Source organism: Odoribacter sp. AF15-53, assembly GCF_003479425.1.
Lineage (GTDB): Bacteria > Bacteroidota > Bacteroidia > Bacteroidales > Marinifilaceae > Butyricimonas.
Genome location: NZ_QUHC01000002.1, coordinates 474,122 through 490,025 on the forward strand (window position 1 = coordinate 474,122; position 15,904 = coordinate 490,025).

The following is a 15,904-nucleotide window of genomic DNA, read 5'->3' on the forward strand; positions in this document are numbered from 1 at the left end:
AGGGAAGGTGAGATTTCCCTGTATTTTATTTATGCTTTATAATGATATTCTTTCCGTCTATTTCAAATTTCACTTCGGTGATCATTTCTATTAACTCAAGTAAATAACTAGCTGAACGATCTTTTTCAGCAGCTCCCGTGAAACGTAAATCTCGTAACGAATCGTCAGTATAAGTTACAGTGCAATCATACCATCGATTTAATTTAGCCATTATATCTTCTAAACGCATATCCTCGAACTTGAATTTTCCCTTCATCCAGGATATATAAAGTTCCGGTTCCACCTCTTCCACTTTTGTCCGATTTGTTTCCTTGTTATACTCGAAGCGCATCCCGGAAATAATATTACACTCCTGCCGAGACAGATGTTCCCGAACGGCAACTTTCCCTTCCACTAATGTTACCGAAACCTCTCGATCTCCGGCATAACCAGAGAGATTAAACGAGGTTCCCAATACTCGTACATCAATATCTGCAGTCTTCACGACAAAAGGTTTATCCGATTTCGTCACGTCAAAAAAAGCCTCGCCTATCAATTCCACCTTCCGGCAATCTCCGGTGAAAACAACCGGGTAGGTCAACGAAGAACAGGAATTCAACCGGACCATCGAACCATCGGATAGTAATACCTGATACTCTCCTCCCGCCGGAACCGAAATTGTATTATATAAAGGTTCGGCCTGTTTACTTGCCAACGAATAATCCAACACCCGCGAAGAATCATTTTTTATGACCATACCTTCCCGATCCCGAATAACAGCCGCTTTGTCTAATGGAATTTCTCGCCCATCACTCAAGCGCAACAGGGTAACTCCTTTTGCGGGTAGTATATCTTGCCTTGCTAATTTAGGTTGTTCTTCCGTCCCTCGAAAATACATCACACCCGCACCAATTATCAACAAAACAACAATAGCAACAGCATAACGATAAAAAATTATCATCCGCCGATTCCAGGAAAAAGCTGGTATTTTACGTTTAATCATGTACCACAATTGATCCAATTTACCTTTAGGAATCTCTGGTAAATCCTCCGCATCCTCCTCGAACTGTTCATACCAACGTAGAATTCGTTCTTCTTCCTCCGGAGTACATTGATGCTCCCGATACTTCTTTAAAAGATCATATATTTCATTTATCCCCATTTTTCGCCGTATTTTATCTAAAGACAATCCCGGGGAATAAAAAGTACTATAAGAAAAATAAAAAATTTTTCCGATTCACTTCTTCACGCAGTCTTCTCACGATATCACCTAACTGATTCTTAACAGTTTGCTCTGAAATAGATAATTTTTCGGCGATTTCTTTTATGGATAAATTTTGTTCTTGACGAAGCATGTACACGCATTGCAAACGAGGGGGAAAACCTTTCACCAGCCGACGAATATTCTCATCCAAATCCTCCGACACGATCTTAACCCACGTGTTATCATCTTCTTCATTCGGAGCGCACCGATCTTGATATTTATCTCGAATCTGCTCCTGTTTGATCGAATTCAAAATATGATTCCTCAACCAGATCAGAAGATAACCTTTCACGGAAGAAGTAACTTGAAGCATATGTTTTTTCTCCCATACTTGTATGAAAAAATCCTGAAAAATATCATCGGCATCAAAGGAACTGTTCACCCGAGCAAGAATATTCCGGTAAACAATATCAGCATACCGGGAATACAACTCGTGAAAAGCGGTAACACTCCCTCCCTTTATATTATTTACAATTTCAAAGTCCGATTTTTCCGGCACGATCCTGGCTTTTTAGATTAATATTCGAACGTTTATTGATGCAAAAAAAGATGTTCTTTTGATTTTTTTGAATAAAAGCGAAACCGTTGATAACGAACAGAAAAAAATATCAAGTTTTTTGGGAGATGTTTAAAATTTAGATAATTTTGAAATATCAATAAACGTTCGTTTATTCCATCTAAAAACAAGTACCCGAAACATCATCTTTTCCCATAATTTCAAGGAAATTCCATAGAAAACCATTGGAAATAATCTTGTCGAGACGTTCGTGGATTTATTCCCCTTCTTTACTCCTATATGGAGAATGGCCCGTATAACGGCGAGGGGAAAAGGAGGATCGAAGGGGGAAAATTATTTCGGTGGTATTTCGACATATTGTCTGTGGGAATAAAAAAAATAGAACCTTTCGACAAAAGCAATTCCGAAAAAAAGCTTGACGAAAGATTCTATTTAACATGATCACCCGGAGAATGATCAATACCTTTTACGAATTACCGCTTTATTCAATTTTCACCCGTAAAAGCCCAATCAGATTTATAAGCCCAGCGGGAAGGACAACGTTCCAGTACCATTCTCAACCGTTTCACTTGATCCACGGAAAGAGAATTTTTATAACTGTACATATCCAACACGTTGAAGGAAGTAAAATATTCCATGGGCCGAGTCGGGTCATTCTCCGGCTGACCGTCTAAATTATTCCCTTTAAACACGGAAGGATAATAACCATAGTCAAAACTATAGGTATCCGGACAATAATCACTATCTCCATCCGCATTCAACTTGTTATATTTATCACACCTCGTTTGAAGTATCCCGAAATACTCGGCAATAGGCGTTGCCAAGCTAAATTCATTTCTCCCTTGTACTGTTGTCGGGGATAAAAGAGCATTCAGGTTAAGCATAAAACCAACCTCCAAACAATCCTTCACATCATTAAGCGTGAAACTATCCTGATGTTTCATAGTCAATCCCGGAATGGATTTCAAATCATAATCGGAATGTATTACCGTGGGAGCCAGCATCCGGTATGAAGTCGTTGCCCCTGTTGTCGAAGTACTTGTTGTGAATTTGGCAATCCAAATATTCATGTATTTATTCGGATCCCAAATAATACGTTTGGCCTTAGACAAGATATAAGCCATATATTGAGTCGTCTTCGTGGAAGATGTCCCCATAGCCGTAAAATCCGCAGCCGTAATATTCTCGATATTCTTCCCAGGTTCTTGCATCTTCAAACCATTTGGGTCATGTGTTGCCAATTTAAACACGATTTTCGCATTTCCGGCATTCGGATCAGTTGTAATCTTCCGGTTGAAAGCATCAGATACCCGTTGAAGTTGTTCCTCCAAGTATTTCACGCTTATATCATACGTCGGGGCTGCCGTGGCCGGGGGCACAAGCACGTGAAATACCACGGGAATCACGATCTCTTCGTAGCTCTCGTCCGGCAATTCCCGGATCGTAATATCCAAGCGATTACTTTCCAAATTACCGCCTTTTGCGTAAAATTGCATCACCGTACCGGGCACGTCTGTCGTTGTCGAATAGTAATTATTCTCCACCACCTTACCATTCTGATCGTACACTTTTATATAATCAGCAGGTAATTGATCATTGGGAACTAAAAATTCCTCCTCGATCTCCTTTCCATAAAACTCCTTTGTAACCCCGTCTCGACCATACGACATGATTTTTCTTTTGCCATATACAAAAGCGTGGAAACCCATGCGACTCACACCATTCGGGACCAACGTCTTATGATCGGCTCGCAACTCAATTCTTGAAATTTCATCCGGTGAAATATTTAAATCAAGAATCACACTCTCTTCTTTTTCACACGAACTAAAAAATAGTATCGCAATTAAAAAAACGATTATATATCTTATCATATTCTATTCATTTATTCTATTACTTCCAACCCGGATTCTGGGGTACATTATTATACATCAACTCGTAATCGGCTGGCAAAGGGAAGGTATACCGATAATCATTACTTTCTAATGTATAGGTTTTCACTTCATTCGTTGCCTCGTCTTTTACCTGACGTGAAACCTGAGCCCCGGTTCGTTTCATATCCAACCAGTTCATCTGCTCCTCGTACGCAAACTCTTTACGACGTTCTTTCAGAATTTCCCCTATCACATCACTCCCCGAATACCCGGCATACCCGGGGATCTTACTACGTTTAAATTCATTCAACAACTCCAAAGCGCCGTCTTTTCCCTGACGGGCCAAAGCTTCCGCCTCGATTAACATCAGATCGGAAAAACGGAATAGGGTATGCACGTCATTTGCACTATGGTTATTTGTCATTTGCCACCTAGTTACATATATCTTTCCGTCTATCTCTTTAAAATAAACCTCTCGACGAATATCATTCTCATCATAAAGACTATACAATTCTTCAGAAGGGCACTGTACCAACAGTTGTTCCGGCCATCCCCAAGGAGCATAATCATTACCTCCATAAGCGTATATCGCAAAACGTAGCAAAGCAAATTTATGAGGCTTTGTCGTACCTCTCGCAAAAGGAACCGTCGTCAATTCAAATTGCTCATCAAACGTATTCTCTATGCGCTCTCCGTTTCTCGCCGCTTTAGCATAATACTCGGCCTTACTCCAATCATCCGCTTCTGCCGCACAAGACCCCGCTTTAAATTGATAGGTTTGAGCAAGAATGGCATATATAATTCTCTTGTTGAAAAACACGTTCCACTCTTCATCAGGAACCGTCTCGTACTCTAAAACATCCATGAGTTCCCCGATCAGTTTTGCGTATAAATCCGTCTGTTTCCACCTTTTCCCGCCTTGTACGACATCGGCATCAAAATTAAACGGGATGCCGTATTCATTTTTATCATAAGGGGCGAATAATTGATTCAGACGAAGTAGATAATACGCTCTCATGACTCTCGCATCTCCCGAAATCCTCTCGGCAATCGTTTTATCGTAATCTGGCACGTTTTCCAAATCCTTCAATACCATATTAACATACCCGACCGACACGAATACCTCTTTCCACAACTCGCTCGGGAACAAATAACCTTCCCAATTTTTAATTTCACCGTATTCTTTCAGGAAATTCTGACCACCACGTGCAGGGTTAGCAAAGTCATCAAATAAAAAATTGACCATGTCCAGATCATTCGTGTATAAAATTGAGGACACGTTATTACGCCTTGTAAACGGATATTGCACGTATTCATCATTAAACCGCACGCTATTACTCACGTACCCCTTGCAATAACTAGAGGATGTTGTCGCGAATAACAGCGTCGACATCGCATCCCGCACATCACTAATCGTATAAACAACTTTCGTATTTTTAGGTGGCATATCCAAAAAATCCGAACACGCCCCCAATAAAAATACTATTGCAAACAATAACAATATATGTCTTTTCATAATCCTTATAATTAAATACCTATTGATAATGAGAATGTATATGAACGGGCACTTGGATACGTGAAAGCACCTTTCGTCTCCGGGTCTATACCTCTGAATTTCGTCAACGTGAAAACATTCGCCATATTCAAATTAAAACGGGCCCTAGTGATACGTAGTTTAGCGCATATCGCCGGATCCAAGTTATAACCCAACGAAATATTATTACATTTCAGGTAATCGCCTTTCTCAAACCGGAAATCAAACAATTGATACAAGTACTCCGTTCTGCTGGTTCCGTACTTGGGAATATCGGTGATATCACCCGGTTTTCTCCAACGATTGGCTTCAATTTTCAATAAGTTCCTCGCAGTAGCCCCAGCCGTACCACCCGATGCATAATACTGGAAAGAGCGAGCCAAATGTCCCGTCATGTAAGTAAATTGCGCAAAAAGACTGAATCGCTTGTAATTAAACTGGGTTGTAAAACCTCCGGTGATCGGTGGATCACTTCGCCCCAGATATCCCCTAGAAGCATTCGCCAGTTGCGTGGTCAAGTCACTATCCATGTTATAAACATACTTCCCTTCCGAATTCAAGGCTCCCAAACGGTTTCCGTCATCATCGAATCCGTCCACGTAAGCCAACGTGTTGCCCGTGTATGGATCAACTCCCGCAAATTTATACCCGTAAAACGCTTTCACAGGACGTCCCTGAATATATAAATTATATATGGACTCGAAAGTAGAATTCGTACTGGCAGAAACCTCATCTAGCCCCTGGTAGTAGGTCTCGGTAACCTTATCTTTATTTTTGGTAAAATTGACCGAAGTTACCCAGCTAAAATCCGTCGTGCGCACGTTTAGCGTCCGCAGGCTGATCTCCCAACCTTTATTATTTAGGGAGGCCACGTTAGCTGACACGGAAACCCGTCCTGTCGAGGCCGCAATCTTTTTATCATCCAATAGATTCCGGGTATCGTTATCATAATAATTCACGACCAGATTTATCCGGTTATTAAACAACGAGGCATCAAAACCGATGTTCCGATTCTCCTGACGTTGCCATTTGATAGAGGGATTAGAAGGATCATAGCGGTCCATGATCTTTTCCCCGTTATACGAGTAATTATTCACCTTACGCAAGACAGAGAAGGGCAAAGCGTTACGATCAATACTCCCGACAAAACCGTATGATACCCTGAAAGCGAATTGATTAATAAATCCGAAGCGAGTCATAAAAGGCTCGTTATGGAGATTCCACTTACCACTCACGTTCCAAAGCGGGGAAAAGCGATTCTTCGTTCCGATAATATCCACCCCGTCCAGACGGGCACTTCCTTGCAACACGTAACGATCTTTATAACTGTAAGATCCCGTCATAAACAACGATACGCTTCTATCCTGCGTTTCGGAATGTGATCCCAAACTTGACAAGGCATCAGCAAATGAAGTTTTAAGCGTCATTCCCGCCAGGTCCGGATAACTTGCCACCCCATAGACATCACTCCATTCCGGAATCATACTAGAGAAACCATACCCTTTCGAAGAAGAGACTTCCTGCCCCAGATAAGCGTTTATATAATGATCACCTTCAGAGAATCCACGGGCAAATTCAAGCTGATTCCGAATTGTCCATTGTTGAGAACGAGAAGTCGATTCCCGAATCATTCCGTTATTCATGTCATCCGGAACTTCTCCCTCCGAGTATAAATTACTCAACCAAGAAGCGGCCTTCGAGGCATACGACCCCGGAACTAACTCTTTTGTCATGTGATTATTGGAATTTGAGAAAGTTCCCATAGAAGAGAGCATTAACCCCTCTATAATCTTGAATTCAAGTTTCAGACTAACCTGATTACTTAAATATCTTGATTTTGATGTATTCTCATTCAAGTCTTTCAAAATATTAAAATCATACTTGTATCCATCCCGAATAGAACTGAGTGTCGAGTAAGAACTACGATCATACTCGTAATTTCCGTTTTCATCATAAGGACGCTCGTAAGTATTCGCATAAGTCGCGTAATCCAACGGATTCACGGGAGAAGCGGAACTACGATCATTACGCAAACTACTGCGTACATCAAAATGTACTCTCAAGAATTTATTAAAATCATGGGTTAATTTCATGGAAGCTCCCATACTCTCGTATTTGTTGTTCGGCATCACTCCTTCCTGCGACAAATAAGAAAGGCTCCCGTAATACTGGGTTGTTTCATTACCTCCCGATAGAGAGATACTATAATTCTGCGTGTGGGCTACCCGAAAAATCTTATCAAACCAATTCGTGTTGATCTTGCTCAATTTCTCGATCTCCGTCTCGGCATCCTCCCTTGACATGATTCCACTATCGACCTTTCTCAATAATTGATATACCCGTCCACCGATATTCAATCCCGGAAAATCTTCATATATACCTCTCTCAAAAGCAATTTTCTCTTTTGAATTCATCATTTTCAGACGATTATCCGGAGCCTCGCTCAAACCGAAAGAAGCTTGTATATTTATATAAGAACGTCCTACCGTTCCCCGCTTCGTGGTTACCACGATCACGCCATTCGCTGCCCGGGAACCATAGATAGCCGTTGCCGCAGCATCTTTCAACACCGTAATACTCTCAATATCATCCGGGGGAATATTCCCGATACCGCTTGTCAGAACCGTTTCTTCAAACTCCGTTCCCCCCATACTCACCTCCGGCACGTTCCCGGTAAGCGGCATCCCGTCCACAATCCAAATCGGATTCGTGTCGCCGGTCAAAGAATTGATCCCGCGGATTCGTATACGGGCTTGTGCCCCGGGTCTTCCGGATAAATTCATCACCGCCACTCCGGCCATCTGTCCCTTCAACACATCCTCCACGCTCGTGTATCCCTTGTTAGCGATATCTTTCGAAGTTACGACTTCCACCGATCCCGTCATCCGTTCTTTCTTAATTTCCTGATAACCGGTCACGACAACTTCATCCACTTCCGTCGTGTTCTCCTCTAATACAACAACAATCGGTTTATCCTGCTTTTTATACACCACGTCTTTCGTCTTCATCCCGATAAAAGTAAACCGCAGGATGATCGTATCTTGTTCGGGTATCGTCAACGTGAACTCACCCTTCACGTCTGTCGCAACACCCACGGTTGTCCCCTTCAACAAGACCGAGACTCCCGGCAGGGATTCCCCCTTCTTATCCTTCACGATACCTTTAATCACGATCTTCTTCACGTCGTTCTGCAAACTATTTCTTCTTTCCGAGATCAGGATATAATTATCCCGAATAGAATAGTTGTATTTATTGCCCAACACCTGTCCCAAGATTTCTTCCAACGTACCATTCGGGGAAGTTAAAGAAACACTTTCTTTCACATCCAGAATAGCCGTGTTGTAAAAAAACTCGTAATGGCTCTGTTTCTTGATCTGTCTAAAAATAGACTCGATCGTTCCGCTCTTCACATTAAAAATCTCTTGTGATTTTTGGGAATAGCTATCTCTTGCCCAAATGCTAGAGGCGGAAATCAATAATAGTAAAAAAAGATTTCGCATGTACCTCAAAATTTTACACATCCATTTTTTTTTCATACCTTTGTTATTATGGTTCATAATTCATTCCCGAAAAAGTTTAGTCGACGTATTTCGTGAATGGTATTTATTGTTACAGGGAGGGTGAGAGCTCCCTGTTTTCTTTTATTTATGTGATATTCTTATTCTTTTTCCTGACACATCAAATTCGACATCTGTCACGGTCGCGATCATTTCCAACAAATAATTCGCCGAACGATCTTTCTCCGCCGCCCCGCTGAATCGCAAATCACGCAAGGAATCATCCGCGTATTCCACCGTGCAATCATACCAACGATTCAACTTGCACATGATGTCTTCCAATCGCATATTTTCAAATTTGAACTTTCCGTGCATCCACGAGATATATAATTCTGGATCTTCTTCCTTGACTTTCACTTTCCCATCACATTTTATATATTTAAACGTCGAACCCGGTTCCAAAACATACTTCTCCTCCCCATCATACCGGTTCACGATCACCTGTCCCTCGATCAGCGTGGTCGTTACCCGACGATCCTCCAAGTAATCAGACACATTAAAAGATGTTCCCGTCACCCGTACATTCAGATTTGTTGTTTTCACAAAAAAAGGAACGGCAGACTTCGCCACGTCAAAATAGGCTTCCCCATCCAATTCTACCGTCCGGCTATCTCCCGCAAAAGGAACCAGGTATCTCAATGATGAACATGAATTCAATCGAACCCTGGAACCATCTGACAAAAGCACCAGATACTCGCCTCCCGTGGGTACGGTGATTTTATTATACACGGGAACCACTTCATTCTCTTTCACTTTCGTGTAATCCAATACTCTCGAAGAATCATTCTCGATCACCCGTCCCCCCTGTTCCTCGATCGTCGCTGTTCCTGTCAACGGGATATTCTGCCCGTTACTCAATTCCAGTACAACAATCCCTTTCGCGGGAAGTAACTCCTGACGAGCCATTTCCAACGTTTTCTCCGGACTATTCTCTTGTTCCAAATAGAAAAGCCCGCCCCCCACGCTAAACAAAACAATTAATGCGGCAGCATAACAAAGAAACAATCTTCGTCCCCTTCCCTGCACCTTATTCTCTATCGAACGCCACAACTGATCCAATTTTCCCTGTGGTATTTCAGGCAACCGCTCAACTTCATCATCGTATTGTTGATACCAACGGATAATCTGAACTTTCTCTTCCGGAGTACAAGTATTCTCCCGGTACTTTTTTAATAAATCGTATATTTCATTTACTCCCATATTATTCCCTTTTACTAATAGGACATTTCGTGGAATAAGGGAGTACTAGTCTATAAACAAAAATTTTTTCGATTTATCTCTTTTCGTAACCTTTTCAAGATATCTGTCAATTGATTTTTAACCGTTTGTTCCGACACAGATAACCGTTCTGCTATTTCTTTCACCGATAAATGCTGTTCGCGACTAAGCAAATACACGTCTCTCAACCTAGGGGGAAATTTACGAACCAGATCTTTGATCTGATCATCCAGATCCGAGGCGACAATCCTTACCCAGGTATAGTCATCCACCTCACTCACGCCCTCTTGCGATATCTCGTGATAGCGATCCCGAATTTGCTCCTTTTTAATGGAATTCAATATATGGTTTCTCAGCCAGACTAAAAGATAATTCTTCACGGATGAAGTTATTTCTATCGTTTCTCTTTTCTCCCACACCTGAATAAAAAAGTCCTGAAAGATATCATCCGCATCAAAAGAAGATTTCACCCGGACCAGAATGTTACGATAAATCAGATTAGAATAACGGGCATACAAATCCCGGAAAGCAGAAACTTTGCCTTCCCGAATACCTTTAATAATATCTATATCCGATTTATCTGATAACATCTAAATTTTTCCCAATGCACACGTTTATGATAATCAAATATAACGTTTAAAGTAATACGTCCCAAGTATAAATACAACTTTTCCGCTAATTATCAATACCTAACAAATCGTTAGTTATATTTTATATTCAAGTAAATCATTCCAGAAATAGGCTTTCCAGTATACCTTTCACCTGCTTTTCATACCAAAACTACCCACTATCGTAAAACTATCACATCCGGCCAATAAAACCAAAGGAAGGATAAAGAAAAAAATCTGTTTCATTCGTCTTTTATTAATTCCACAACCTGTATCAAATAAAAGACAATTGGAAAGCGAGTAAAGTACTATTTAAAATACAAAATTATTTTTCAACTAATTTCAAGTGCAACGGATGGCGCACCACGAAACGAGCTCCTTTTTTGTAATCTCCGTCCACCCAGATATCTCCGCCCATCATCGTAATCGTCAATTTACAGATAGCTAATCCCAACCCGGTTCCCTGAACATATTCATCCAATTTCTCGAAACGTTCGAATACCTTCTTCTGCTTGTCCTCTGGGATTCCTCGTCCCGTGTCGGTCACGCTGAAATAGATACAATCTTCCGCTTCATTAATTTCAAAACCCAACGTGATACTTCCCTGTTCCGTGAATTTATTCGCATTCGACAACAAATTAATCAATATCTGTTGCAAACGTTGGATATCAGTAATCAATAAGAACTCATTGCAAGGAGCCTCATACACGTATTCAACGGAATCTCTCTTTCCGTAACTTGTCGTGGCTAAAATACTCTGCCCCAGAGAAACGAGTTCAACCTCCTCGTAAGACAATTTTAAACGTCCTGTTTCCAAACGGGATATATCCAATATATCATTGATCAACCGGAGTAACAAATCCGAATTCTTTTGTATAATAGACACGTACTCCTGACGACTCTCCGCATCACAATCATCCGAAGTCAACACCCCGGAGAATCCCACGATAGCATTCAACGGGGTACGAATCTCGTGGCTCATGTTAGCCAAGAAAGCCGATTTTAACCGATCGGATTCTTCCGCCTTCTCTTTCGCCTCCCGCAATTCGAGTTCAACCTGTTTCTGTTTGGTCATATCCTCCATACGCATCACCACTCCCAGCAACTTGTTCTCATCATTGAAAACGGGATTTGCCAACATGTACACGTAATAATCGCCCTGCTTCACGACAATATCGGCAACTTTTCCGGTCTTCATGGCCAGCACAACCGGGCAATAAGTACAAGGTTCGCTCCGCCCCCGCAATGCTTCATAACAAACACGCCCTTTAGAATTCCTGATTTTTAAAGGATCTATGTTAAAATCAATCCCGTTATGCCACTTTATCGTGAAATCCGGATTAATAAACTTAATCCCGGAATTAACATTATTCAGGATCAAGGTATTATCCTTCTGAGCCTGTAACAACGCATCTTTAAAACGTTTGGTTTTGAAGAAATAATACAAGGCCAGCAAAAAACCGAACAACAAAAGCAGGAATGCTGCCGCAACCCCCATGATCTGGTATTTATATTCTTCAAAATAAGATAATTTCTTATTATAAAAGACCGCATTTTTTGTTATCGCTTTGTTCAAGAAACTACCTTGATTCAGTTTGATATAATCAAAACAATACTCGTTGGGGATCATTTGCATTCCATTAGCAAGTAAAGCCGTATCTTGTGACTCCAAAGCCAATGCCTGGCGAGCAATATCCTTCCCTATCGTCCTGTATTGTGGAATACATCCCCCGATGGCCCAGTGGCCCAGTCCGATAGAAGTAACCGTGAACGCCGGAACTTTAGGATTGGCCATCATCATAGAATACGTGGCATTTCGCATGAAATAACCATCATTCTTATCCACTCGCCACGTACCCAATAGAATTGCCGTATTTTCCGGCAAACGGGATATTTCATCACACATCGAATAAATCGTATATTTCCGTCCATCCAACAGGATCAAATTTAAATCCGGATATTTCTCTTTCATCTCTTTTTTCACGAAAGCCTGCAAAGAAACACCCCCGTAACTATTGTCCGAAATGAACGCAATATTCTTCGTCTTCGGGTAAAAATCCAACACCAACTGCACGTTTGTCGCAAGATCATACTCGTAAGCAAAACCGAACACGTTAAACTGTCTCACACTATCGGTCACGACATCCACGCTTTCAGCTTCCCAATTCTCCAGATCTTCGCCTTCATGTGGCAACAAAACGGCATTCCGACTCACCATTCCGCCAATTATCGGGACATCCCGGGTTATTAACGTATCCTGTGACAAGTAAGACGTCCAAGCCTCCTGCCCCAACAAAACAATCAACTTCGGTAAATTTTTCCCTGTATACTTAGACAAGATGTCTCCCATTCGATTTTCCCACTGGAAGGCTTCCGAGAAACTCTTACAGTTCATATTCTCGATAGTCACCACGGATTTACCCCCCAACCGATTATACTCATCCATAAATTCGGATATATTACGGGCGGTTTGCGGAGTCTCCGGATTATAGGAACTTATAATCAATATTAAAGAATCTGGAGCAAGAGTCTCACCCTTTGTTGTCCAACTAACGAACAACAACAGACCTAACATGCTTGCATGTATAAAGTACCTATATAGCTTAAAAAGAAATTCCAACATCTTCTAATTGTAACCTCGCAAAGATATTAATTTTCACATAAAATCAACCAAAATTCATGCTTTTCCTACAAAAAGATATATCTTTGACTTAAACCTTAAATGTGCCATTTTATGTCAAACATTTCTTGCATCATTTCTCGCATGGAGAAAGGTGATCAGACCGCGTCTTATATACATTTTGAACAAACTGCCACGTTAAAGCAGATCGTTGCATCCGTGGATTCCCAATACGTTTTTTTCTACACGAAGCATCCGTCTCCCCGCCCCGGAGAATACGCCCAACAACGCTTTCTCCAACTTGCCCAAGCGACAGGAGCCGTCATGCTTTACTCGGACTATTACACGGAACAAAACGGGCAACCCGTTGCACACCCGACAATCGACTACCAATTAGGAAGCGTTAGGGATGATTTTGATTTCGGATCAATACTATTATTCAGAACAGATATTTTAAAAAAGGTTGTAAGCGACATGGATTCGGATTACCAATTTGCCGCACTCTATGACCTGCGTTTACGCCTTTCCCGGGAAGGATTAATTTTCAGAATTCCCGAATTCCTCTATTCGGAAAAAGAATTCGACACCCGACTTTCCGGTGAAAAACAATTTGATTACGTGAATCCCCGTAACCGGGAAGTACAAATTGAAATGGAACAGGCCTTTAGCGCTCACTTAAAAGCAATCGGGGCTTATCTTCCTCCCATTTTCAAAAATCTCCGGTTTCAGGATGAAAATTTCAAGACCGAAGCCTCGGTAATTATTCCCGTGCGTAACCGGGAAAAAACCATCGCGGAAGCCATCCGGTCAGTCTTATCCCAACAAACGAATTTCAATTTCAACATCCTCGTTGTAGACAATCATTCAACAGATGAAACCACATCCATAATTAAAAAGATGGCGCAAAAGCGTCCCCAAATCATTCATATTATCCCTCCCCGTGCGGATCTTGGTATCGGGGGATGCTGGACACATGCTATTATGGACGAACGCTGCGGACGTTTCGCCATTCAACTGGATAGTGATGACTTATATATAAATAATCATATTCTTCAACGTATTGTTGACACATTCCGTAACTGTCAATGTGCCATGGTTATTGGTAGTTACCAAATGGTCAACTTCAAATTGGAAGAAATTCCACCCGGAATTATCGACCACAAAGAATGGACTCCCGACAATGGGCGTAACAATGCGCTCCGAATCAATGGCCTTGGTGCACCCCGTGCTTTCTATACCCCTCTACTCCGGCAGATCAGAATACCCAATGTCAGCTACGGGGAAGATTACGCCACGGCCCTTGCCATTTCTCGGGAATACCAAATCGCCCGTATCTACGAACCCTTATACTTGTGTCGTCGCTGGGATGGCAACTCCGATGCGGATTTAAACATCCAACGGGTAAATGCCAACAACTTCTATAAAGACAAAATTAGAACGATCGAAATACTGGCAAGAAAACAATTGAAAATGGGAAATGAAAAAAAGAGATTCTAAGATTCTGTGATTTCCGATTCTATGATTAAGTGATTATTAAAAACGTTAGCCTTGTGCGAATGGAATCACCTAATCCGAAATCAAAAAATCACAATATCAATAGGATCTAAAATTTAAAATAAAAAGCGTTGGCTTTGTGGGTAGAAATCACGGAATCCGAAATCTTGAAATCACAGAATTCTTAAATCTAAAATTATAATGTTTTTTGACCATTTCACCGAAACACAACTTGCCTCCTGGCCTTTGGCCCGGACAAACTACGAACGTCTGAAAAATGTAGTTTACCGCACGATTGACTTTGACGGTTTTCAAATACGAGTACAATATAACCCGGATCGAATTCTATCTGCCGTGGCAAAAATTGACGAACAATCCATTAAAGCAAGGGCCTGCTTCCTGTGTAAAGAGAACATGCCGTCGGAACAATTAAGTTTTGACTACAACCCGACGTTAGATATACGAGTAAATCCTTACCCTATTTTCGACCATCATTACACGGTTCCGGCCAAACAACATATCCCTCAATTAATCGAGGGACATTTCAACGATATGTTGACCATCGTGCAGACTTATCCGGAATACACGATATTTTATAATGGTCCCCGAAGTGGTGCTTCCGCTCCCGATCATTTCCATTTCCAATTAGCCCCACGCTTCCTCATGCCATTGGAAACAGACGTTCACTCCTGCCGTAAGGAAGTGTTAGCGATCCCTGAATTTCAGGAAACAAGCATAGAAAGTATTCCCAATTACGTACGCAAAAACATCATACTTCATTCCGGGAACCGGGAACAACTGTTTATCGCTTTTGAGAACCTATTAGCTGATATCGGTAAAGTTACTCCCAACGATCCCGAACCCATGATGAATCTATTCGCATGGTATGAAAATCAAGAATGGTGGGTAGTCATCTTTCCCCGACGCCAACATCGTCCGTGGCAATTCTTTGCAGAAGGAGAAGACAACATTCTATTCAGTCCCGGTTGCGTCGACTTCGCCGGACTGATCATCACCCCCCGGGAAAAAGATTTCAACCGCCTGAATGCACCTCTATTGAGAGAACTTTTTGGGCAACTGACCCTTTCCGAAGAGCAATGGCAACAATTCAAACAATTGAAAATGAACGACAAAAACATTCCGAGATTGCCGATTAAATGATTCAGTGATTATTAAAAACGTTAGCCTTGTGCGAATGGTATCACCTAATCGGAAATCATAAATCAAGAAATGAATAGGATT

11 protein-coding genes are annotated in these 15,904 nt (G+C 41.5%); 2 read left to right on the forward strand and 9 right to left on the reverse strand.

What is annotated here, in order from left to right:
• Positions 1 to 25: 25 nt before the first annotated feature.
• From DWW52_RS06515 to DWW52_RS06550, 9 genes are all read right to left on the reverse strand, one after another.
• The gene (locus tag DWW52_RS06515; RefSeq protein ID WP_118714655.1) at positions 26 to 1,141 is read right to left on the reverse strand and encodes a FecR family protein; all 1,116 of its coding nucleotides are present in this window, start codon (positions 1,139 to 1,141) and stop codon (positions 26 to 28) included.
• Between the two features lie 46 nt (positions 1,142 to 1,187).
• On the reverse strand, positions 1,188 to 1,742 hold the full coding sequence (locus DWW52_RS06520; RefSeq protein ID WP_158582509.1) for an RNA polymerase sigma factor: 555 nt from the start codon (positions 1,740 to 1,742) through the stop codon (positions 1,188 to 1,190).
• A 503-nt stretch (positions 1,743 to 2,245) separates the two neighbouring features.
• Complete coding sequence (locus DWW52_RS06525; protein WP_118714657.1) at positions 2,246 to 3,631, reverse strand: hypothetical protein; 1,386 nt, start codon at positions 3,629 to 3,631, stop codon at positions 2,246 to 2,248.
• 19 nt (positions 3,632 to 3,650) lie between these two features.
• Positions 3,651 to 5,147: a RagB/SusD family nutrient uptake outer membrane protein gene (locus DWW52_RS06530; RefSeq protein WP_118714658.1), complete on the reverse strand. Its 1,497-nt coding sequence runs from the start codon at positions 5,145 to 5,147 to the stop codon at positions 3,651 to 3,653.
• 11 nt (positions 5,148 to 5,158) lie between these two features.
• The gene (locus DWW52_RS06535) at positions 5,159 to 8,665 is read right to left on the reverse strand and encodes a SusC/RagA family TonB-linked outer membrane protein (protein WP_158582510.1); all 3,507 of its coding nucleotides are present in this window, start codon (positions 8,663 to 8,665) and stop codon (positions 5,159 to 5,161) included.
• Positions 8,666 to 8,806: 141 nt separating this feature from the next.
• Positions 8,807 to 9,922, reverse strand: coding sequence for a FecR family protein (locus DWW52_RS06540; protein WP_118714660.1), 1,116 nt, complete (start codon positions 9,920 to 9,922; stop codon positions 8,807 to 8,809).
• Between the two features lie 50 nt (positions 9,923 to 9,972).
• Positions 9,973 to 10,530, reverse strand: a complete 558-nt coding sequence (locus DWW52_RS06545) for an RNA polymerase sigma-70 factor (RefSeq protein ID WP_118714661.1) — start codon at positions 10,528 to 10,530, stop codon at positions 9,973 to 9,975.
• A gap of 168 nt (positions 10,531 to 10,698) precedes the next feature.
• Complete coding sequence (locus tag DWW52_RS21365; RefSeq protein ID WP_370449483.1) at positions 10,699 to 10,794, reverse strand: lipoprotein; 96 nt, start codon at positions 10,792 to 10,794, stop codon at positions 10,699 to 10,701.
• Between the two features lie 79 nt (positions 10,795 to 10,873).
• Positions 10,874 to 13,123: a PAS domain-containing sensor histidine kinase gene (locus DWW52_RS06550; protein WP_233556738.1), complete on the reverse strand. Its 2,250-nt coding sequence runs from the start codon at positions 13,121 to 13,123 to the stop codon at positions 10,874 to 10,876.
• A gap of 159 nt (positions 13,124 to 13,282) precedes the next feature.
• Between DWW52_RS06550 and DWW52_RS06555 the strand changes: the two genes are divergently transcribed.
• Both DWW52_RS06555 and DWW52_RS06560 read left to right on the forward strand, forming a co-directional pair.
• Positions 13,283 to 14,665, forward strand: a complete 1,383-nt coding sequence (locus tag DWW52_RS06555) for a glycosyltransferase family A protein (RefSeq protein ID WP_118714663.1) — start codon at positions 13,283 to 13,285, stop codon at positions 14,663 to 14,665.
• A gap of 198 nt (positions 14,666 to 14,863) precedes the next feature.
• A complete protein-coding gene (locus tag DWW52_RS06560; RefSeq protein WP_118714664.1) occupies positions 14,864 to 15,823 on the forward strand; it encodes a DUF4922 domain-containing protein in 960 nt (319 codons plus the stop codon).
• Positions 15,824 to 15,904: the final 81 nt, after the last annotated feature.

Excerpts from the sequence above, each read along its gene's own strand:
- DWW52_RS06530 (WP_118714658.1), bottom strand. The coding sequence starts at position 5,147 with ATGAAAAGACATATATTGTTATTGTTTGCAATAGTATTTTTATTGGGG.
- DWW52_RS06540 (WP_118714660.1), bottom strand. The coding sequence starts at position 9,922 with ATGGGAGTAAATGAAATATACGATTTATTAAAAAAGTACCGGGAGAAT.
- DWW52_RS06535 (WP_158582510.1), bottom strand. The coding sequence starts at position 8,665 with ATGCGAAATCTTTTTTTACTATTATTGATTTCCGCCTCTAGCATTTGG.
- DWW52_RS21365 (WP_370449483.1), bottom strand. The coding sequence starts at position 10,794 with ATGAAACAGATTTTTTTCTTTATCCTTCCTTTGGTTTTATTGGCCGGA.
- DWW52_RS06525 (WP_118714657.1), bottom strand. The coding sequence starts at position 3,631 with ATGATAAGATATATAATCGTTTTTTTAATTGCGATACTATTTTTTAGT.
- DWW52_RS06555 (WP_118714663.1), top strand. The coding sequence starts at position 13,283 with ATGTCAAACATTTCTTGCATCATTTCTCGCATGGAGAAAGGTGATCAG.
- DWW52_RS06550 (WP_233556738.1), bottom strand. The coding sequence starts at position 13,123 with ATGTTAGGTCTGTTGTTGTTCGTTAGTTGGACAACAAAGGGTGAGACT.
- DWW52_RS06560 (WP_118714664.1), top strand. The coding sequence starts at position 14,864 with ATGTTTTTTGACCATTTCACCGAAACACAACTTGCCTCCTGGCCTTTG.
- DWW52_RS06515 (WP_118714655.1), bottom strand. The coding sequence starts at position 1,141 with ATGGGGATAAATGAAATATATGATCTTTTAAAGAAGTATCGGGAGCAT.
- DWW52_RS06545 (WP_118714661.1), bottom strand. The coding sequence starts at position 10,530 with ATGTTATCAGATAAATCGGATATAGATATTATTAAAGGTATTCGGGAA.